19 protein-coding genes and 1 pseudogene are annotated in these 19,862 nt (G+C 66.5%); 9 read left to right on the top strand and 11 right to left on the bottom strand.

Annotated features, from left to right (window positions below):
- Nucleotides 1–173: 173 nt before the first annotated feature.
- From AC0Z6F_RS14515 to AC0Z6F_RS14505, 3 genes are all read right to left on the bottom strand, one after another.
- A complete protein-coding gene (locus tag AC0Z6F_RS14515) occupies nucleotides 174–941 on the bottom strand; it encodes a hypothetical protein (RefSeq protein WP_154354870.1) in 768 nt (255 codons plus the stop codon).
- Nucleotides 942–1,300: 359 nt separating this feature from the next.
- The gene (locus AC0Z6F_RS14510; RefSeq protein ID WP_006401065.1) at nucleotides 1,301–2,092 is read right to left on the bottom strand and encodes an ABC transporter permease; all 792 of its coding nucleotides are present in this window, start codon (nucleotides 2,090–2,092) and stop codon (nucleotides 1,301–1,303) included.
- Entirely contained in the window at nucleotides 2,089–3,057 is a 969-nt protein-coding gene (locus AC0Z6F_RS14505; RefSeq protein ID WP_006401063.1) for an ABC transporter ATP-binding protein, read from the bottom strand. Before AC0Z6F_RS14505 ends, AC0Z6F_RS14510 begins: the two co-directional genes overlap by 4 nt.
- An 84-nt stretch (nucleotides 3,058–3,141) precedes the next feature.
- Between AC0Z6F_RS14505 and AC0Z6F_RS14500 the strand changes: the two genes are divergently transcribed.
- A complete protein-coding gene (locus AC0Z6F_RS14500) occupies nucleotides 3,142–3,891 on the top strand; it encodes a ferredoxin--NADP reductase (protein ID WP_006401061.1) in 750 nt (249 codons plus the stop codon).
- 90 nt (nucleotides 3,892–3,981) lie between these two features.
- On the opposite strand, the gene AC0Z6F_RS14495 is transcribed toward AC0Z6F_RS14500, so the two are convergent.
- From AC0Z6F_RS14495 to AC0Z6F_RS14485, 3 genes are all read right to left on the bottom strand, one after another.
- On the bottom strand, nucleotides 3,982–5,157 hold the full coding sequence (locus tag AC0Z6F_RS14495) for a lytic polysaccharide monooxygenase (RefSeq protein ID WP_006401059.1): 1,176 nt from the start codon (nucleotides 5,155–5,157) through the stop codon (nucleotides 3,982–3,984).
- A 178-nt stretch (nucleotides 5,158–5,335) separates the two neighbouring features.
- Nucleotides 5,336–6,508 carry a lytic polysaccharide monooxygenase gene (locus tag AC0Z6F_RS14490; protein WP_012512437.1) on the bottom strand — a complete coding sequence of 391 codons (1,173 nt, stop codon included), beginning with the start codon at nucleotides 6,506–6,508 and terminating at the stop codon, nucleotides 5,336–5,338.
- 191 nt (nucleotides 6,509–6,699) lie between these two features.
- Complete coding sequence (locus tag AC0Z6F_RS14485) at nucleotides 6,700–7,227, bottom strand: DUF1203 domain-containing protein (RefSeq protein WP_012512436.1); 528 nt, start codon at nucleotides 7,225–7,227, stop codon at nucleotides 6,700–6,702.
- A gap of 155 nt (nucleotides 7,228–7,382) precedes the next feature.
- On the opposite strand from AC0Z6F_RS14485, the gene AC0Z6F_RS14480 reads away from it, so the two are divergent.
- The 4 genes from AC0Z6F_RS14480 (at nucleotide 7,383) to AC0Z6F_RS14465 (ending at nucleotide 12,104) form a co-directional block, all read left to right on the top strand.
- Nucleotides 7,383–8,585 carry a GGDEF domain-containing protein gene (locus AC0Z6F_RS14480; protein WP_012512435.1) on the top strand — a complete coding sequence of 401 codons (1,203 nt, stop codon included), beginning with the start codon at nucleotides 7,383–7,385 and terminating at the stop codon, nucleotides 8,583–8,585.
- A 68-nt stretch (nucleotides 8,586–8,653) separates the two neighbouring features.
- Nucleotides 8,654–10,180, top strand: a complete 1,527-nt coding sequence (locus AC0Z6F_RS14475; RefSeq protein ID WP_485617488.1) for an alpha/beta hydrolase — start codon at nucleotides 8,654–8,656, stop codon at nucleotides 10,178–10,180.
- On the top strand, nucleotides 10,177–10,923 hold the full coding sequence (locus tag AC0Z6F_RS14470; RefSeq protein ID WP_100435431.1) for an ABC transporter ATP-binding protein: 747 nt from the start codon (nucleotides 10,177–10,179) through the stop codon (nucleotides 10,921–10,923). The genes AC0Z6F_RS14475 and AC0Z6F_RS14470 overlap by 4 nt, the downstream gene beginning before the upstream one ends.
- Nucleotides 10,920–12,104, top strand: coding sequence for an ABC transporter permease (locus AC0Z6F_RS14465; RefSeq protein WP_180889707.1), 1,185 nt, complete (start codon nucleotides 10,920–10,922; stop codon nucleotides 12,102–12,104). Before AC0Z6F_RS14470 ends, AC0Z6F_RS14465 begins: the two co-directional genes overlap by 4 nt.
- A 23-nt stretch (nucleotides 12,105–12,127) precedes the next feature.
- On the opposite strand, the gene AC0Z6F_RS14460 is transcribed toward AC0Z6F_RS14465, so the two are convergent.
- On the bottom strand, nucleotides 12,128–12,838 hold the full coding sequence (locus AC0Z6F_RS14460; protein WP_485617486.1) for a transposase: 711 nt from the start codon (nucleotides 12,836–12,838) through the stop codon (nucleotides 12,128–12,130).
- A gap of 100 nt (nucleotides 12,839–12,938) precedes the next feature.
- Nucleotides 12,939–13,736 (bottom strand): AraC family transcriptional regulator, encoded by a 798-nt coding sequence (locus AC0Z6F_RS14455; RefSeq protein ID WP_012512431.1) that lies wholly within the window; start codon nucleotides 13,734–13,736, stop codon nucleotides 12,939–12,941.
- 77 nt (nucleotides 13,737–13,813) lie between these two features.
- Between AC0Z6F_RS14455 and AC0Z6F_RS14450 the strand changes: the two genes are divergently transcribed.
- On the top strand, nucleotides 13,814–14,068 hold the full coding sequence (locus AC0Z6F_RS14450; RefSeq protein ID WP_012512430.1) for a hypothetical protein: 255 nt from the start codon (nucleotides 13,814–13,816) through the stop codon (nucleotides 14,066–14,068).
- Between the two features lie 83 nt (nucleotides 14,069–14,151).
- On the opposite strand, the gene AC0Z6F_RS14445 is transcribed toward AC0Z6F_RS14450, so the two are convergent.
- Together AC0Z6F_RS14445 and AC0Z6F_RS14440 are read right to left on the bottom strand one after the other, a co-directional pair.
- Nucleotides 14,152–15,156, bottom strand: a complete 1,005-nt coding sequence (locus AC0Z6F_RS14445) for an energy transducer TonB (RefSeq protein ID WP_012512429.1) — start codon at nucleotides 15,154–15,156, stop codon at nucleotides 14,152–14,154.
- 200 nt (nucleotides 15,157–15,356) lie between these two features.
- Nucleotides 15,357–15,977 carry a TIGR00645 family protein gene (locus AC0Z6F_RS14440; protein WP_006400856.1) on the bottom strand — a complete coding sequence of 207 codons (621 nt, stop codon included), beginning with the start codon at nucleotides 15,975–15,977 and terminating at the stop codon, nucleotides 15,357–15,359.
- A 112-nt stretch (nucleotides 15,978–16,089) separates the two neighbouring features.
- Here AC0Z6F_RS14440 and AC0Z6F_RS14435 point away from each other — a divergent pair, with 112 nt between their 5' ends.
- The 3 genes from AC0Z6F_RS14435 to AC0Z6F_RS14425 all read left to right on the top strand — a co-directional run bounded on the left by AC0Z6F_RS14435 (nucleotide 16,090) and on the right by AC0Z6F_RS14425 (nucleotide 19,716).
- Entirely contained in the window at nucleotides 16,090–16,779 is a 690-nt protein-coding gene (locus AC0Z6F_RS14435; RefSeq protein WP_012512428.1) for a glutathione binding-like protein, read from the top strand.
- Nucleotides 16,780–16,949: 170 nt separating this feature from the next.
- Nucleotides 16,950–19,175: a S9 family peptidase gene (locus AC0Z6F_RS14430; protein WP_006400853.1), complete on the top strand. Its 2,226-nt coding sequence runs from the start codon at nucleotides 16,950–16,952 to the stop codon at nucleotides 19,173–19,175.
- A 25-nt stretch (nucleotides 19,176–19,200) separates the two neighbouring features.
- Nucleotides 19,201–19,716, top strand: coding sequence for a cytochrome c oxidase assembly factor Coa1 family protein (locus tag AC0Z6F_RS14425; protein ID WP_485617483.1), 516 nt, complete (start codon nucleotides 19,201–19,203; stop codon nucleotides 19,714–19,716).
- A 46-nt stretch (nucleotides 19,717–19,762) separates the two neighbouring features.
- Here the strand turns inward: AC0Z6F_RS14425 and AC0Z6F_RS14420 are convergent.
- Nucleotides 19,763–19,862, bottom strand: a pseudogene (locus tag AC0Z6F_RS14420) (IS481 family transposase); the annotation flags it as partial.

Here is a 19,862-nt window from a genome sequence, read left to right as displayed (position 1 = left end):
GCGGGGGACGCCGCAAGTACGTCCGTGTAGGCTTGGCCGCCGTATCCATGCGGCGGACACCCCCGCGCACCCGGACCGCCCGACCCCTGACAGTTTCCGGGTGCGGCCACCACGGAAGACAGATCAGGAGCGAAAGCGGGTCGCTCGCTGCGCTCGCTCGTGTGGAGCGGTGCTCAGGGCAGTTGTTCGCTGAAGTCTTCGGTGTAGCCCAATAGCAGTGTGGTGCGGTTGGCCAGCGTTGCAGCCAGTTGTGACCACGTGTCGTGCGTTCCGGCCGCGTAGACGCGCTGCAGGTCCGCGACCAACGCGCTCGCCTCTGCAGGCGACGGTGCGCGGTCGCGCTGGAAGCCGAGCCACGACGCACCGAGTCCGAACAGGCGGTAGCCGTATCGCTGCTGAAGGTGCCGGATCAGGGCGTGGTTCTGGAAGAGGTCCCAGTCCGCGCTGAAGTAGCCGTTGGGCAGGGCGGCAATCAGCAGGTCATCGCGGGCCACGGGTACCTGCTGCACGCAGACCACGTCATCGATGATGAGATCCGGCTTCGCATTGGCGGCGACCAGCGCCTCGATGTCTTCGTCGCTGCACATCAACGTACCCGCCAGCGCTGTCCACTGCAGCCGATGCGTGGAATGCTCAAGCTGCGCGACGACGTGCGCCAGCAACCGCCCGCGTGCCGCCAACGCATCTTCCGGCGTCGCCGGGTCTTCGTCCTCGTACAGCGCGATGCGTTCGTCATCGGACGCGTGCATGCTGGTGTAGCGGCACTGGCCGACATCGTCGAGCGTGCATAGATAACGATGAAGGGGATCAGCCGCCTGCAGCGAGGCCAGGCAACCGAGCACCTCATCCAGCGTAGGCGAATCGCTCAGCAGGACGTGGCTGAACGCATCGATCGGACCATCCGACACGGCCTTGTCCAACGGAATGGAAGTGATCTTCATCGCCACAGCCTAGCCGTAATCCGAAACGAAAAGAGCCAAGCATCGGCTTGGCTCTACAGGAACGCTTCATCCACGCATGGCGTGGATCTACCGTGTCGACCAAGGTCGACACCTACCAGCAGCAGCGGAGAACGCTGTCCCGACAGATCGCAGAAACCTGTCGAAGGCGGGGTGGGTCCGGTTGCGGGGGCGTGAGCCGCATGGATGCGGCGACCGAGCTTACATGGACGTACTTGCAGCGTCCCCCGCAACCGGATCCACCCCGCCAACCCACGGAATGCCAGCTTTTGACGTTGCCGTAGAAGTTGACGTTGACGTTGATTCGGCGGGTGCAGGGCCGCAGGCCCTGCAGGCAACCCTCAGCTGCGCATGCCCACGCCGCGACGCAGCAGCCACAGCGCCAGCGCCGTCAGCACCACCACGAAGCCGATCATCAGCGCATACGCCACCACCACCGGCACATCGCTGCTGCCCAGCAGGCCATAGCGGAACGCATTGACCATGTAGAAGATCGGATTCGCATGCGTCGCCGCCTCGGCCCAGCCCGGCAGCAGCTTCACCGAATAGAACACGCCACCCAGATAGGTCAGCGGGGTCAGGATGAAGGTCGGCACGATCGCCACGTCATCGAACTTCTTCGCGTACACCGCATTGATGAAGCCGGCCAGCGAGAAGATCGTCGCACCCAGGATCACCGTGGTCAGCGTCACCAGCGGATGCGGAATGCGCACCGGGGTGAAGAACATCGCGATGATCAGCACGATCACGCCCACCATCAGGCCTCGCAGCACCGCACCGGCCACATAGCCCCACAGGATCACCCAGTTCGGCATCGGGCTGACCAGCAGCTCTTCCACGTGGCGGCCGAACTTGGCGCCGAAGAACGAGGAGCTGATGTTGCCGTAGCTGTTCTGGATCACGCTCATCATCACCAGGCCCGGCACGATGAACTGCATGTAGCTGTAGCCGCCCATGTCACCCACGCGCGAGCCGATCAGGCCGCCGAAGATCAGGAAGTACAGGGTCATGGTGATCGCAGGCGGTACCAGGGTCTGGCCCCAGATGCGCATGATGCGGGCGACTTCGCGGCGCACGATGGTCATCAGTGCGACGCGGTTGCGCTGGCCGTCGGTCAGCTCGGTGGTGCTCATGCGGGTTTCTCCAGGTTGCCGGTGAGGCGCACGAACAGCTCCTCCAGGCGGTTGCTCTTGGTACGCATCGAACGCACGCGGATACCGGCCTCGTTGAGCGTGGCGAACACGCGGTTGAGGTCCATCGCGCGCGGCATGTCGATGTCCAGCGTGTGCGGGTCCGGCGCGGTCAGCGTCGCGCCCTCGATCACCGGCAGCTGCGCCGGCAGGTCACCGTCGATGTCCAGCAGGAAGCCTTCCACGTCCAGCTTGGCCAGCAGGGTGCGCATCGGCCCCTGCTCGACGATCTGGCCGTGGTTGATGATCGCCAGGTGGCGGCACAGGTACTCGGCTTCTTCCAGATAGTGCGTGGTGAGGATGATCGTGGTGCCGGCGGCATTGATCTCCTTCAGCACGCGCCACATGTCGCGGCGGATCTCGATGTCCACGCCGGCGGTCGGCTCGTCCAGGATCAGCAGGCGCGGGCGGGTCATCATCGCGCGGGCGATCATCAGCCGGCGCTTCATGCCGCCGGACAGCGTGCGGCTCATCACCTGCGCCTTTTCCCACAGGTGGGCGCGCTTGAGTTCCTCTTCGGCACGCTGCTCGGCTTCCTCGCGCGGCACGCCATAGAAACCGGCGTAGTTCACCAGGATGTCGAAGGGCTTTTCGAACAGGTTGAAGTTGATTTCCTGCGGCACCAGCCCGATCAGGCGCATGGTGGCGCTGCGGTTGCGCACCAGGTCGCTGCCGAACACTTCCACCTGGCCCTCGCTGAGGTTGACCAGGGAGCTGATGATGCCGATCAGGGTGGACTTGCCGGCACCGTTGGGGCCGAGCAGGGCGAAGAAGTCGCCCGGGGCCACTTCCAGGGAAACCCCCTTCAGGGCCTGGGTGCCGTTGTCATAGGTCTTGCGCAGGTCGCGCACGCGCAGGGCGGGCGCCGTATCGTTCAGGGAAGCCAAGCTCGAAGCCTTCGCGCCCATGGGCTGGCGCTGGAGAGGGGCGGGGAGGGGCTATTATAGAAGACCCCGAGGGCTTGCCCCGGCTACACACTGTCCCGAAAAGTCGTGCCTGTTCAATTCCCCCTCAAGCTGGTCGGCTGCCGCATGCTGGCCCCGACCGTCGGCCACTACCAGTTCGTGCGTGACGATGGGCAGCCGCTGGATTTCCAGCCCGGCCAGTTCATCCAGGTCCATTTCAGCTACGCCGACGGCACCGAAACCAAGCGCAGCTACTCGCTGGCGACCATCCACGACCACGCGCTGGGCCCGGGCGAGGCGGTGGATATCGCGGTCAGTTTCGTACCCGGCGGCGCCGCCACGGCCCTGTTCGAGGCACTGCAGCAGGGCGGCCAGATCAGCGCGTCCGGCCCCTACGGCCGCTTCTGCCTGAATCCCGGTGACCACAACGCCCGTTACCTGCTGATTGCCACCGGTACCGGCGTCACCCCGTACCGCTCCATGCTACCGCTGCTGGAAAAGGCCATGGCCGAGCGCGGTGTGCAGATCGTGCTGCTGCAGGGCGCGCGCAGCCCGGGTGAGCTGCTGTACAGCGAAGACTTCTACAGCTTCGCCGAAAAGCATCCGAACTTCCGCTATGTGCCGTGCCTGTCGCGCGAACTGCCGGCCGATCCGCACCCGGACGTGCAGCACGGCTACGTCCAGCAGGCGCTGTCCGGCTTCACCCCGGACCCGGCCACTGACATCGCCTATCTGTGCGGCAACCCGGACATGGTCGATGCCTGTGCCGAGCTGCTCAAGGCCGCGGGCCTGGGCAACCCGCAGATCCGCCGCGAGAAGTACGTCAGCAGCAAGTAAGCCAGGGTAGTGCCGGCCGCTGGCCGGCAACCCCATGGCGCCTTGAAATGCTCACCGGAGGCGGCATCACGCCGCCCCCGGTGCCCTGCCTCAGTACGCGATCCAGGCGTCGCGCCAGGCAAAGCCGGTACCCGGGCGGTAGGCATCGGCGTTGATGTTGCACCATGCACCTTCCGGGAACGGGCGGCAGGCATACAGCTTGCCGTCGGTGCCCTTCACCACGGTCTCGCCCGGCTTGTAGCTGCCGAGGCCGGCCGGATACACGAAGTCGAAGTCGCCGCCCGGCGGATCGACCGGATCGATCGGGCCCGGACCGGGTACCTGGGTTTCCAGCTGGAAGCGGTTGCCCGGCTTCAGGTACACGCGGTTGTCGGTGGCCGAGGCGACCGGCGTGATCACGCCGTTCTTCATCACACCCACGCGCGCGTGCTGTGCGCTGGCGTTGACCTTGCGGGCCAGGGCCAGCGGCCACTGCGTCGGGCTGGTCTGGCCAGCGGCCAGCTTGGTTTCCACGCGCTCCAGGTCGTTGCCGTTGGCATTGAACACACGCAGGGTCACGGTGCTGTCCACGTCCAGTGCGCCATTGGCGGTCACCGCGCCGGCATCCTGCCACTGCGGCGGCGGAACCACGCCACCGCCACCTTCGAAGCGCACGTCCATGCAGGTGTAGAACGCTTCCTGCGAATCCGAGCGCTGCCAGGTGTTGTAGATGATGTGCTGGCCACTGCGCTTGGGCAGCGGGCAGTCCAGCTTGTAGACACCGCCTTCGGACAGCGGCACGTTGCCCAGGGTGCAGAATTCCTGCAGGTCGGCCCAGCGCAGCGGGCTGCCCGGCTGCCAGCCGTCACGGGTCACGTAGAACTTCCACTCTCGGGTGGCGTGCGGCGCCGGCGCCAGGAACTCGAAGGTGTAGCGGCCACGCGAATCGGCGCGCACCGGCGTGGTCGGCCAGTCGCTGCGATTCAGATCGAGGCCGCGGTACTTGGGGATGCTGGCGCTGCACAGCTCGCCATCGCGCACCAGGTCGCGGTGGTTGCCATTGGCGTTGCCATGCGCGATCGCGCTCCAGTCATAGAACGGCTGCGCGCCGCCGATGGCCTTGGCCGCGGCACAGGCCGGGTTGGTCGGGTTTTCCGGATTGCCTTCGTGGCACTGCTTCACGCGGCTGAGCGGCTTGGACATGGTGCCGTGGGCGAGGGCGCTGCCGGACAAGGCCAGGCCGGCAACGACGGACAGAGCGAGGACTGCCCGGTGGGACAGGTGCATGCAGGAACTCCTTTGCGAAGTGTTGGAAACCTCGCGCAGTCTTCACATGCAGGGCCGTCGGCAACATCGGACAAGTTTGAAATCGATGAAGGCCGTGATCGATCTGCAACACGGTGCTCACTGTGCCGCCATCCGGGCGAAAGGCGGTGCACTGTGCACCGCCTCCCGCATCACTGCCTCAGTACGCGATCCACGCATCACGCCAGGCCGCGCCTGCACCCGGCCGATAGGCTTCGGCGTTGACGTTGCACCATGCACCTTCCGGGAACGGGCGGCAGGCGTACAGCTTGCCATCGCTGCCCTTCACCACGGTCTGGCCCGGCACGTAACTGCCGATGCCGGCGGGGTATACGTGGTCGAAATCGCCGCCCGGTGACGGCGTGCCCGGGTCCGGCACCTTGGTGTCGAGCTGGAAGCGGTTGCCGTTCTTCAGGTACACGCGATTGTCGGTGGCCGAAGCGGAGGGCGTGATCACGCCGTTGTTGAGCACGCCCACGCGCGCATGCTGGGCACTGGCATTGACCTTGCGGGCCAGCGCCAACGGCCATTGCGCGGCCGCGGTCTGGCCGTTGGCCAGGATCGCTTCCACGCGTTCGACATCATTGCCGTTGGCATTGAACACGCGCAGCGCCAGGGTCGTGCCAACCGGCAGCTCGCCGCGCGCGGTGACCGGGCCGGCGTCCTGCCACTGCGCTGCCGGCGGGGTGCTGCCGCCGCTTCCTTCAAAGCGCACGTCCATGCAGGTGTAGAACGCTTCGGTCGAATCCGAGCGCTGCCACGTGTTGTAGATCACATGCTGGCCACTGCGCTGCGGCAGCGTGCACTGCAGCTTGTAGGTGCCATCGGCCGACAGCGGCGTGTTGCCCAGCGTGCAGAATTCCTGCAGGTCGGCCCAACGCAATGGGCTGCCCGGTTGCCAGCCGTCGCGGGTGACGAAGAAGCGCCAGTCGCGCGTGGCATGTGGTGCGGTTGCCTTGAATACGAAGGTGAACTTGCCGTTGGCGTCTGCCTGGATCGGAGTGGTCTGCCAGTCGCTGCGGTTCACATCCAGCCCGCGGAAGGTCGGGTTGTTGCCGCTGCACAGCTTGCCGTCGGGCACTACGGCCTGGTGGTTGCCGTTGGCGTTGGCCTGATTGATGCCGTTCCAGTCGTAGAACGCCTGCGAACCACCGACGGCCTTGGCGGCGGCGCACGCGGGGTTGGTCGGATTCTCCGGGTTGCCCTGGAAACAGGCATAGACGCGGCTGATCGGCGTGGTCATGGTACCGTGGGCGAACGCGCTGCCTGCCAGGCAGAGGCCCGCAGCGGCGAACGAGGTGGCCAGCAACAGCGGTGTGGATCGGAATGACATGGCGCTTCCTTGTGGTCGTCGAAAGAGAACGGTGACCGCAGGAGCTGCGCTGCACGGCGGACTTTCGGCGGCACCACGGCGAGTATCGAGTCGCGATGCAGGCTGAGGAACCACGGAAGCGCCGATCCGTGACTGTGGGTGTGAAGCCCTTCCCGCCAGCTTCACGTGGGGCTGAACGTATGCGTTGGCGGTCACGCGACAGGCGTGGCATCGATCACGTCGTGGAGAACCTGCTGGGCAATCTCGCGGTCGATCCGATCGGCCTGGCATGAAAAGCAGCCATGTGCCGCGTTGTGCAACTGGACGAAGGCCACCGCTGGGTCGGCGAACAGGGTGTCCAGCTGCGTGGCGACGTCGGTGCCGGCGCAGACCTGCGCAGCCAGCATCAGCGCAGCGTGGTCATAGGCGCGCAGCGAGATCATCCGCCGTTGCACATAGGGAGGTACCTCGCCCGCTGGCAGCACGCAACGGGTCACCCCGCGCTGCACGAAGATCGGACCGGAGGCGTGATAGGGAGAGTGCAGGGGCAGATGGACATGCGACAACAGCAGCAGTTCGCTGCCACTGGGTGGATCGCTCAGGCTGATCCGGCAGGGATGGCCGCCGCTCTCGCCGGCCCAGCGACGCTGGATGCCCAGCGCTGCGAGTTCGCGCTCACTTTTCTCGAACAGGTGCTGGAAGGGGCGGTGGTCGAGGCCACCGAGGTACCAGGTGTGCATGGAGGTCTCCTTGGATTTCCTACGGAGTCTGCGCATGCGTCGCCGGACCTGCTCGCCGTTCTCCGACCCCGCATCACCCCCGGACCGGACAGCGCCATGGGGACTGCACCACAAGGCGCTAAGATGCGCGCGCCGCCCCGGTCGACGAGCGCCGCATGTCCCTGGATTTCCCCACCATCACCGTGCTTGGCTTCCTGCTCTGCATCGGCATCGCCGTGGGGTTCTCATTGCTGCTGGTGGTGCTGCGCGGGCAACCAGTGCTGCGCCTGTGGACCGCAAGTCTATGGCTGCTGACCCTGGGCGTGACCCTGCTGGCGCTGCGACCCTACCTGCCGTTGGCGCCGGCCATACTGGCCGGGAATGCGGCGATGGCCGGTTGCGCGGTGTTGATGCTGCGCGGCGTGGCGCTGCATCTGGAACAGCCGCTGCCGCTGTGGCGGCCGTTGTTGATGGCAGCTGCGTTCATGGCCTGCATCTTCGCCTTCCTGGTGCTCTGGCCGAACCTGCACCTGCGCCTGCAGGTGTTCAGTGTGTTCGCGCTGATCGTCGATGGCTGGATCGCATGGCTGCTGCTGCGACATGCACCGGCGCAGCAGCGCACCAGCTGCCGGCTCGCGGCGGCGGTGTTCCTGGCCGAGGCTGCGCTGTACGCCGTGCGCCTGTTCCTGCCGGTGGCACCCGATGCGGGCGAGGACATCATGCGTACCGGCTCGCCGATGTTCGTCACCTACATTGCCGGGGTGATGCTGGAACTGGCGCGCTGCTTCGCGATGGTGCTGCTGCTGGTCGAGCGCATGCTGGTCGATCTGCGGCATGCCGCGCGCACCGATGGCCTGACCGGCCTGCTCAACCGCAGCGCGGTGCTGGCCGATGGCCAGGTGCAGTTGCAGCGGTCGCGCCGGCAGGGCCGTCCGCTGGCCCTGCTGCTGGTCGACGTCGACCACTTCAAGCAGGTCAATGACCGCTGCGGCCACCTGGCCGGAGACCAGGTACTGCGCCACTTCGCTGACCTGCTGCAGCACTGCGTGCAGGGCCACGATCACCTGCTGGGCCGCTATGGAGGCGAAGAGTTCGTGCTGGTACTGCAGGGACGCACGCAACGCGCTGCGATGGAGCGGGCAGTGGCAATCCGCACCCGCCTGCAGCAGTACCCTGCATTGCTGGCCAGTGGGCCGGTGAGCGTCACCGCCAGCATCGGCCTGGCCATGGACGAGGGCCAGGGTGACCTGTCGACGTTGCTGGCAGCGGCTGATGCCGCGTTGTACCGGGCCAAGGCCGCGGGCCGCGATCGCCTGGTCTGCGCCACGCCGGCGGAGATTTCGCGTCTGCCCATCGCCGACGACGCCGTGCCCGTGTAAGTTGAGTCACATCTTCCGCGGCAGCCCGTCGTGGTTGCCAGGAACGTCCTCCAGGGGAAACGAGCACGATGCACAGACACCACCTCGCGTTGGCCGCAGCGTTAGCCAGCCTGATGCTTGCCGGTTGCAGCCAGTCACCATCACCCGGCGCCGAAGGCGCCAGCGATGCACCCAGCCGCCATTTCGGCACGATCGACTTCCAGCCCTGCACGCTGTCTACAGAAGGCGCCAGCGCCAACGTGGAAGCGCAGTGCGCCACCCTGCAGGTGCCGGAGGACCGGGCCCAGCCCGATGGCCGACGTATCGGCCTGCGCATTGCCTGGCTGGAATCGGGCAGCAGCGGCTCCAGCCAGCCCGACCCGGTGTTCTTCCTGGCCGGTGGCCCCGGCCAGGCGGCCAGCGAAGTGGCGGTCATCGTCGATACCGCGCTGCGCCAGGTGCGCAAGCAGCGTGATGTGTTCCTGATCGACCAGCGCGGCACCGGCGGCTCCAACCCCCTCAGCTGCCTTGGCGCGGATGGCAAGGAACTGGCCATGGACGAGGATGCCGCACCCACTGAAGCGTCGCTGCGCGCCTACGCCGAGCGCTGCGCCGCTTCGCTGCAGGGGCGCGCCGATGCGCGCTTCTACACCACCACCGAGGCGATTGCTGATCTGGATGCAGTGCGTGCGGCGCTCGGTGTGAACCAGCTCAACCTGGTCGGCGGCTCCTACGGTACCCGCGTGGCCCAGCGCTATGCCGGCGCCTACCCGCAACACACCCGCAGCATCGTCATCGATGGCGTAGTGCCCAATGAACTGGTGGTGGGCGGTGACTTCGCCACGACGTTCGAGGATGCGATCGCCCTGCAGTCGGCGCAGTGCCGCAAGGATGCCGCCTGCAGCAAACGCTTCCCGACCGACACCCGCGCGCAGCTGCGCAGCGTGGTCGAGACCCTGCGCCGTGCGCCGGTCTCGGTGGAGTATCGCGACCCCGGCACCAACCAGACCCGACAGGATGTGTTGAGTCCGGACAGCGTGATCGGCCTGGCGTTCGCCTTCTCCTATGTGCCGCAGTATTCCTCGCTGCTGCCGCTGGTTCTCGATGAAGCCGCGCACGGCCGCTACGCACCGCTGGCGTCGCTGGCACGCGGTGCGAACCGCAGCATGGATTTCCAGATCAATCGTGGCATGCAGTGGTCGGTGATCTGCAGCGAGGATGCGCCGCGCTATAAGGCGCCTGCCGAGGACCCGGAGCGACTGTTCGGCAACGACGTGGCCAGTGCCTTCTTCGCGGCCTGCCCGGTATGGCCGCACCAGCCGGCGCCAGCCGCCAATGCCATGCCGCTGCGCAGTGACGTACCGGCGCTGCTGCTGTCCGGTGAACTCGACCCGGTGACACCGCCGCGCTACGCCGAGCAGGTCCTCAAGGGCCTGCCCAATGGCCGTGCACTGGTCGCCCGCGGCCAGGGCCACGGCACGCTGAGTGCCGGCTGCATGCCGCGCCTGCTCGGCCAGTTCATCGACAAGACCGATGCCAAGGCGCTGGATGCCGGCTGCCTGGACACGCTGAGCTATGTGCCGGCGTTCACCTCGTTCAACGGATGGGAACCATGATCGTCGCCGACAACCTGCACAAGGCCTTCGACACCCGTACCGGCCGCATCCAGGCGGTGTCCAACGTCGGCTTCCGCGCCGAGGATGGCCGCATCACCGGCCTGCTGGGCCCCAATGGTGCCGGCAAGACCACCACCATGCGCATGCTGTACACGCTGATGACCCCCGACCAGGGCAGCATCAGCGTCGATGGCATCGACGCGGCGCGCAATCCAGTGGAAGTACGCCGCCACCTTGGCGTGCTGCCCGATGCGCGCGGCGTCTACAAGCGCCTGACCGCGCGCGAGAACATCGCCTACTTCGGCGAGCTGCATGGCCTGTCGGCCGAGCGCATCCGCGAACGCATCGAAGTGCTGTCGCATGCACTGGACATGGGTGACATCCTCGACCGCCAGACCGATGGCTTCTCGCAGGGCCAGCGTACCAAGACCGCGATCGCCCGCGCGCTGGTGCACGACCCGCGCAACGTCATTCTTGATGAACCCACCAACGGCCTGGACGTGATGACCACGCGCGCGCTGCGCCGTTTCCTGCTGGGCCTGCGCGAAGAGGGCCGCTGCGTGATCCTGTCCAGCCACATCATGCAGGAGGTCGCCGCGCTGTGCGACCACATCGTGATCATCGCCAAAGGCACGGTGATGGCGGACGGCAGCGCCGATGAACTGCGCGCGCAGGCCGGCGAACCCAACCTGGAAGACGCGTTCGTGAAACTGATCGGCAGCGAAGAGGGCCTGCACGCATGAGCATGATGTCGACCCTGATGACGGTGATGCGCAAGGAACTGCGCGATCTTTCCCGTGATCGCCGCACGCTGCTGCTGACCCTGCTGTTTGGGCCGCTGCTGTACCCGGTGCTGCTGCTGGGCATGGGCAAGCTGGCCGAGAGCCGGGTACGCACCCAGATCGAGCAACCGCTGCAGATTCCCACCATCGGTGCGGACAACGCCCCCAATCTGGTGCGTTTCCTCGCCGCGCAGGGGCTCAATACCGCACCGGCGCCGAAGGACCTGGCCGAGGCCATCCGCAGCCAGGAGATCGACGTGGCGCTACGCATCAGCGATGACTTCGGCAAGGACTGGGCCGATGGCAAGCCGGCGCTGGTGGAGGTGATCAAGGACAGTACCCGTCGTGCCGCCGAAGTGCCCAGCGCACGTCTGGAGGCGGCACTGGTCACCTACAACGGCCAGGTCGGCGCGCTGCGCCTGATGGCGCGTGGCATCGACGCGCAGGTGGCGCGGCCGCTGGACGTGGCACGCCAGGACCTGGCCAGTGCCGAGGCCAAGCGCGGCATGATCCTGTCGATGCTGCTGCCGGTGCTGCTCACGCTGACCTCGTTCATCGGCGGCGCCTATCTGGTGATGGATGCCACCGCCGGCGAGCGCGAGCGGCAGTCACTGGAACCGCTGCTGGCCACGCCCGGCTCGCGCAGCGCGATCGTCAGCGGCAAGATCGCGGCTGCCTGCGTGGTCGGCTTCGTGTCGTTGCTGCTGACCCTGGTGGCGTTCAAGGTGAGCGCGCAGATCGCGCCTGGCAACATCGGCCGCCAGTTCAACATGAACGTTGCCTCGATGCTGCAGATGCTGCTGGTGATGCTGCCGATGCTGATGATCGGCACCTCGCTGCTGACCTTCCTGTCGGCCGCGGCAAAGAGCATGAAGGAAGCGCAGAGCCATATGACCTGGCTGATGCTGCTGCCGATGATGCCTGGCTACGCACTGGTGGCGTACCCGCTGAAGAGCGAGCTGTGGCAGTACGCCGTGCCGTTCCTGTCGCAGAACCAGATGCTGTTGAAGGTGATCCGCCATGAGACGATCACGCCGGCGGTGTGGGCCATCTATCTCGGTGCCAGCCTCGGCCTGGCCGCACTGCTGTGGTTCGCCGCCGTGCGCCGTTACCACAACGAGCGCCTGGCGATCTCCGGCTGACCGGAAAAAGGGGACGGAGGGGATTAAGTCGTTTCTGCCTCTCCCATCCCCGCCTTTCGGGGGCGTCCCCGCTTGCGCAGCACCACCGGTCGCCCCAGTGTTTCTTCCACCATTTGCAAGTACGTCGCATTTCCCAATGGATGTTGCGCAGTACTGTGGGCGCGGATTGCAGGCAGGTCGGCGGACGCATTCAGATCCCGCAGGAACTGCGCATAGAGCGTCGTCCGCTGTCGCTTGGTCGGGGCCAGTGCCTGAAAGGCGGGATGTTCCGTCAGCATCGGATCATCGCGGCGCTGCAGGTTTCCATGCACGCTCGACCATGGGTGATCTTCCGCATGGGCTGCCATGCCTGCGCGAACGGGATTGAGTTCGATGTAGCGATAGACGCTGAGCAAGTAGGCATCACTGTCCACCATCGAAGAATGGAATCGGCCCTGCCAGAGAGGTCCGCTGCGCTCATGCCGCTGATTGAACGCCTGGACATAGTTGTTGCCCTGCATCCGCATCGCGTTGGCCAAGCCGACCTGAGTGGAGGGTGTGGCCAATAGATGGACGTGATTGCCCATCAGTACGTATGCGTGCAGCGCGACATGGTGTTTCAGGAAGGCGCCGTGCAACAGATGCAGAAACAACTGGCGGTCTATATCGTCAACGAAGATCGCCCCCTTGTTCACTCCGCGCTGGGTTACATGGTAAGGCTGGCCGGCCAGCATCAGGCGTGCTCGTCGAGGCATGGGAGCTCACGGGTCCGAGGAGCAACCAGCGTGCCGCGGCTGTAACTGCGGAGGGCATCAGGCGATGCCGCGAGATGGTGTGGGGTAGGGCAGAAGCGACTTAATCCCCTCCGTCCCCTTTTCCATACCTTGCAGGCGTCACCCCCATCTCGCGCTTGAACACGGCGATGAAGGCACTGGGTGTGTCGTAGCCCATGGACAGCGCGACGCTGATCACCGGCTCGCCGGACAGCAGGCGTGGCAGTGCCAGCAGCACCCGCAGGCGTTGCCGCCATTGACTCAGCGTCATGTGGGTCTCGGCCAGCCAATGGCGCGCCAGGCTGCGGCTGGACAGACCGCTGCGGGTGGCCCAGTCCTCGATGCTGCGGTTGTCGTGCGGTGCGCGCGCCAGTGCGGCGGCGATCTTCTGCAGTCGCCGGTCACGTGGTTGTGGCAGGGCAAGCGGCAGAGGCGTGCTGGCGGCAATCTCATCGGCGATCACACCGGCCAGTCGTGCCTGCGCAGCATCCAGCGGCCGATGGGGCCATCGCAGCGCACGTATTGTCGCCGCCTGCAGCAGTGCATTGGGCTGGAAAATGCGCGGTGTGGAGGGCAGACCCAGGCAGGCCTCGGCGTTGAAGTACAGGCTCCAGCCATCGAACCCGTCTGCGCTCAGCAGCGCGTGAGGCAGCAAGGGCGGTATCCAGGCGACGTGACCTGCGGGCAGCAGCCAGTGTAGGTCGTCGGCGGCGATCCGCAGCAGCCCCTGCTGTGCACCCAGCAGCTGGCCGCGTGCATGCTGGTGGCGGGCCGTGCGACGCATACCGTGCTGGCGCAGCCGGGCCGCCAGCACCACCGGTCCGTCGGCGGCATCGGCCAACGCGGGGTCGAGTAATACGGTGGTTGTCTGATCTGCCATATCGATTGGCAGTTATACGGCAGAAACGTCGCGTCCGGGCCCCGACACTGAAGCCAACTTCAACGGAGCGCTTCCCTATGCAGCCACAGGACATCCTCCCCGATCACCAGAACGACGTGCAGGTGAACGGCCTCACCGTACGCAAGGGCAGCGTTGGCGCGTTCCTGGCCAGTGTCCGCGACTGGCAGGACCCGGCCAGTGATCCCACCCTCCGCACCACCGCCGAGGCCGACCTGCGCGCACTGTTGCCGGGTCTGCATGCGCTGGGCCTGTTCCAGGTGCTGGCCGCGCGTGATCCGGCGCTGCAACGCCTGATCGACAGCGTCTGCTGAAACGGACAAGGCCCGGACGGACCGGGCCTTGGCGTCATGGAGGGGGCGGAAACGACTTAATCCCCTCCGTCCCCTTTTGGCGGTCAGCCGCCGCCCGGTGCGAACACCAGGGTGCGGCGGGTGGTGACCGGTGCGTTGACCGGCTCGAAGCGCCAGCGCTTGACCGCGTTCAGGGCTTCGCGGTCGAAGACGCGGCCGGGTGTCGCGCGCAGCACTCGGGCGTTGACTACCGAGCCGTCGGTGCCGACGGTGATCTCCACCAGCACTTCGCCGGAAGTGCCTGCGCGCAGCGCCTCGGCCGGATAGCGCGGTGCCGGCGTACTGACCGGGCGCAGGCTCGGTGCCGCCGCTGCCGTGGCCTGGCGTGCGGCACTGGCCTGCTGGGCGGCCGCTTGCTGCTGCTTCTGCTCGGCCTCGCGGCGGGCGGTGGCCTGGCGCTCGGCTTCCTGGCGCTCGCTGTCGCGGCGCGCGGCGTCCTGTTGCGCGGCGATCTGCTTGGCCGCATCGGCTTCCTTGGCGCGTTGCTCGGTCAGGCGCTGCTGTTCGGCCTGCTGCTTGGTCCGGTCTTCGGCGTCCTTCTTTGCCTTCTCGGCTTCAGTCTCGGTGCGCTTGGCCGCGTTCTCCACGCCCTTGGCCAGGCCTTCCTTCAGGCGCGGCAGGGCGGGGGCGGAGGCGTCCACCTTTTCGATCAGCGCCACCAGGCGCTGCGCTTCGGGGTAGTCCTCACGGCCGAGGTGCTGCTCGGCGGCGATCAGGGTGTAGGGCAGCAGATCGGTCAGCGCGCTCTTCACCGAGGCGTCGTCCGGCGTCTTGTCGCGCAGCGCCAGGTAGTACTCGATGGCGTTGTCGCCGGCCGGTGCATACATGCGGTTCTCGCGCAGCGCCTGGCTGGCCGATTCGCGCAGCTGTTCGGTGCCCATCGACTGCACCTTGGCGGCGACCACCGGTGCTGTCGATGTAGCCGCGGCGGGCGTCGTGGCGGGTGCGGGCGCCGGGGTTTCTTCCTTGCCCGAGCAGGCGGCCAGTGCCAGTGCCAGGGCAACCGGCAGCCACCGGCGCGCGGCGGTGATCGTTGAGACGTGCGACATCCTGCTCCCCTCTAGAAGACGACGTGACGTAAATCATTGATATGCATGGCCGGGACCAGCGGTCCGGGCGCGGCAGGGTGACGTTTCCCGACGCCACCGCCGGCAACGGCGAGGGAGCAATCTAGCATCCCGGCCACCGCCGCGTACAAGGGCGATGGCCGGAACAGGGCAGCGGCAATGCGTCGCTGGTGGCCGTTACATCAGTGGTCGTGCGCCTTGTCGTGCGCCTTGCTGTGGCTGTTGGACATCAGCTTGTCGGTCCAGGCGATGCCGATCGCCGACAGGATGAACACGCAGTGGATGATGGTCTGCCACAGCACGCCGTCCGGGGTCAGCATCGAGCAGCGGGCGACACCGATGTTGGCGGCGGCCACGCTCATCTGCTCCGGCGTGCACAGCGGAATGCCACCCAGCGCACCACTGGCGATGAAGGTCTTCAACAGGTGGATCGAGGAGATGCCGATGATCGCCATCGCCAGCTTCACCTTCAGCACGCTGGCGTTGACGTGGCTCAGCCATTCCGGCTGGTCCGGGTGGCCTTCCAGGCGCAGGCGCGAGACGAAGGTCTCGTAGCCACCCACGATCACCATCACCAGCAGGTTGGAGATCATCACCACGTCGATCAGGCCCAGCACGATCAGCATGATCTGCTGTTCACCCATGGAGGCCGAATGCGAGATCAGGTGCCACAGTTCCTTGCCGAACAGGAACACATAGACGCACTGCGCCACGATCAGGCCCAGGTACAGCGGCAGCTGCAGCCAGCGCGAGGCGAAGATCAGCGTGGACAGCGGGGAGAGCGGCGGGCGGTTTGCACTCATGCGGAGGATGCTGCGTTGCGGGGGAGAGGCGAGGTTACCGGCCCGCCGTGACGGTGCCAACCCAACTCTCGCACTAGACTTCGGGTTCCTTTCCGCACCCCGAGCCGCCGCCATGATCGACCTGTATTACTGGCCCACCCCGAACGGCCACAAAGTGACCCTGCTGCTGGAAGAAGCCGGCCTGGAATACCGCATCCACCCGGTCAACATCGGCTCGGGCGACCAGTTCAAGCCGGAATTCCTCGCCATCTCGCCCAACAACAAGATGCCGGCCATCGTCGACCATGCCCCGGCCGATGGCGGCACCCCGCAGAGCGTGTTCGAGTCCGGCGCGATCCTGCTGTACCTGGCCGAGAAGACCGGCCGGTTCCTGCCCAGCGACCCGCGCGGCCGCGTCACCACCCTGGAATGGCTGTTCTGGCAGATGGCTGGCCTGGGCCCGATGAGCGGCCAGATGGGCCACTTCAATGTGTACGCGCCGGAAAAGATCCCCTACGCGGTCGAGCGCTACGACAACGAAGTACGCCGCCTGCACGGGGTGATGGACAAGCGCCTGGCCCAGCACGCCTTCCTGGCCGGCGACGAGTACACCATTGCCGACATGGCCAGCTACCCGTGGATCGGCGCCTACGACAAGCTGCCGGTGGATTTCGCCGCGTTCCCGAACCTCAAGCGCTGGCATGAAGCGATTGCCGCACGCCCGGCGACCCAGCGCGCCTATGCCCTGCGTGAGCAGGTGAACCCCAACGCCGGCAAGCCGCTCAGCGACGAAGAGCGCAAGCACCTGTTCGGCCAGCGTTGACCCAGGACGGTGGTCCAGGGGTCGGATCCCTTTGCAGCGCAAAGGGCTCTGACCCCAGCACCGCAGCATGGGCAGAAGGTCATGCTGTCTTCCCGCACGGGCTTGGTTAGGATGGGGGACGACCGCCCTGCACCCACCGGGGGCGGACCTGCCGTTTGCCGGGACCCTTCATGCGCCACCTGTTCGCTTCGCTCGCCCTCATGCTCGCCACCAGTACTGCCGCCCACGCTGAAAAGCTGACCCTGGAAGCCATCACCGGCCCGCTGCCGTTGTCCGGCCCGACCCTGATGAAGCCGAAGGTCGCTCCCGACGGTTCGCAGGTCAGCTTCCTGCGCGGCAAGGACAGCGACCGCAACCAGCTGGACCTGTGGACCTACGACATCGGCAGCGGCCAGACCCGCCTGCTGGTGGATTCGAAGGTGGTGTTGCCCGGCACCGAGACCCTCAGCGACGAGGAAAAGGCCCGCCGCGAGCGCCAGCGCATCGCCGCGATGACCGGCATCGTCGATTACCAGTGGTCGCCCGACGCGCAGCGCCTGCTGTTTCCGCTCGGCGGCGAGCTGTACCTGTACGACCTCAAGCAGCAGGGCCAGGCGGCGGTACGTCAGCTGACCCACGGTGAAGGTTTCGCCACCGACGCCAAGCTGTCGCCCAAGGGCGGTTTCGTCAGCTTCATCCGCGGCCGCAACCTGTGGGTGATCGACCTGGCCAGTGGCAAGCAGCTGCAGCTGACCCGCGACGGCAGCACCACCATCGGCAACGGCGTGGCCGAGTTCGTCGCCGACGAGGAGATGGACCGCCACACCGGTTACTGGTGGGCGCCGGACGATTCGGCCATCGCCTTCGCCCGCATCGACGAGGCACCGGTGCCGGTGCAGAAGCGCTACGAGGTCTACGCCGACCGCACCGACGTGATCGAGCAGCGTTACCCGGCCGCGGGCGACGCCAACGTGCGCGTGCAGCTGGGCGTGATCGCACCGGCCGCCGATGCGCAGCCGCGCTGGGTCGACCTGGGCAAGGAACAGGACATCTATCTGGCTCGTGTCGATTGGCGCGATGCGCAGCACCTGAGCTTCCAGCGCCAGTCGCGCGACCAGAGGCAGCTGGACCTGGTGGAAGTGGCGCTCGATTCCAACCGCCAGCGCGTGCTCGCCCACGAGACCAGCCCGACCTGGGTGCCGCTGCACAACAGCCTGCGTTTCCTCGATGACGGCAGCGTGCTGTGGTCGTCCGAGCGCACCGGTTTCCAGCATCTGTACCGCATCGACAGCAAGGGCAAGGCCACTGCGCTGACCCACGGCAACTGGCCGGTGGACGAACTGCTGGCGGTCGATGAGAAGGCCGGCAAGGCCTACTTCCGCGCCGGCATCGAGACCTCGCGCGAAAGCCAGATCTATGCGGTGTCGCTGCAGGGCGGTGAGCCGCAGCGCCTGTCCAAGGCGCCGGGCATGCACAGCGCCAGCTTCGCCCGCAATGCCAGCGTCTATGTCGACAGCTGGTCCAACAGCACCACGCCGCCGCAGATCGAGCTGTTCCGCGCCAATGGCGAGAAGATAGCCACCCTGCTCGAGAACGATCTGGCGGACCCGAAGCATCCCTATGCGCGTTACCGCGATGCACAGCGCCCGATCGAGTTCGGCACGCTGACCGCGGCCGACGGCAAGACCCCGCTCAACTACAGCCTGATCAAGCCGGCCGGCTTCGATCCGAACAAGCGCTACCCGGTGGCGGTGTACGTCTACGGTGGCCCGGCCAGCCAGACCGTCACCGACAGCTGGCCCGGCCGTGGTGACCACCTGTTCAACCAGTACCTGGCCCAGCAGGGCTACGTGGTGTTCTCGCTGGACAACCGCGGCACCCCGCGCCGTGGCCGTGACTTCGGGGGCGCGTTGTACGGCAAGCAGGGCACGGTGGAAGTGACCGACCAGCTGCGCGGCGTGACCTGGCTGAAGCAGCAATCGTGGGTGGACCCGGCGCGCATCGGCGTGCAGGGTTGGTCCAACGGTGGCTACATGACCCTGATGCTGCTGGCCAAGGCCTCGAACCAGTACGCCTGTGGCGTGGCCGGTGCGCCGGTGACCGACTGGGGCCTGTACGACAGCCACTACACCGAACGCTACATGGACCTGCCGGCGCGCAACGAAGCGGGTTACCGCGAAGCGCGCGTGCTGACCCATATCGAAGGCCTGCGCTCGCCGCTGCTGCTGATCCACGGCATGGCCGATGACAACGTACTGTTCACCAACTCGACCAGCCTGATGAGTGCGCTGCAGAAGCGTGCACAGCCGTTCGAACTGATGACCTATCCGGGCGCCAAGCATGGCCTGTCCGGTGCCGATGCGCTGCATCGCTACCGCGTCGCCGAAGCCTTCCTGGGACGTTGCCTGAAGCCTTGATTGCCAGCCGGGAAGGAGCCCGCCGATGACCCTGCCACCGCCGATTCCCGCCCATGGCCAGAGGCCTGCCAGCTGGTGGTGCCGACACTGGCGCTGGGCGATGCCGTTGATGGTGGTGCTGGTGCTGGGCGCGGTGGGGGGCGTGGTGACCTGGAGCGTGCTGCGCTGGAGCGAGGCGGCACGCGAGAGCCCACCGATGCGCGAAGCACTGCGCCGCGCCGGTTGCAGCATCGAACTGGTGGAAGCCTTCGGCGAGCCGCTGCGCACCGGATCGATGCCACTGGGCAGCATGCAGACCGCGATCAACGGCCAGCGTGATGTTGGCCTGACCGTGGCCCTTGAAGGACCGCATGCGCATGGTCGGTTGTTCGTGAAGGGCACCCGCAGCGATGACGTATGGGATTACCCGGTGATGTACGTGCTGGGGGAAGACAAGCAGACCTTCGACCTGACCGCGCTTGATGACGACGAGGCCGCACAGGAGTGCGAACTGCAGGCCTGCCGCGAGCGTGGCGACTGCCCACTCACTGCCGTGCTGTGACCTTCGGTCACGCGACCGGGTAAGGGCGACCATGTAGAGTCGACTGTTAGTTGTGTAAACCCACTACGTTGTTCAGCCGTACTCTTGAGATAGGTGGCTGGCCGCCGATCGCCATATGGGGACGGTGCCAGTTGTAGTGGTGCAGC

The organism is Stenotrophomonas sp. 1L-E-5-B-C3, from assembly GCF_057292075.1.
This window is presented reverse-complemented; position numbering and strand designations above follow the sequence as displayed.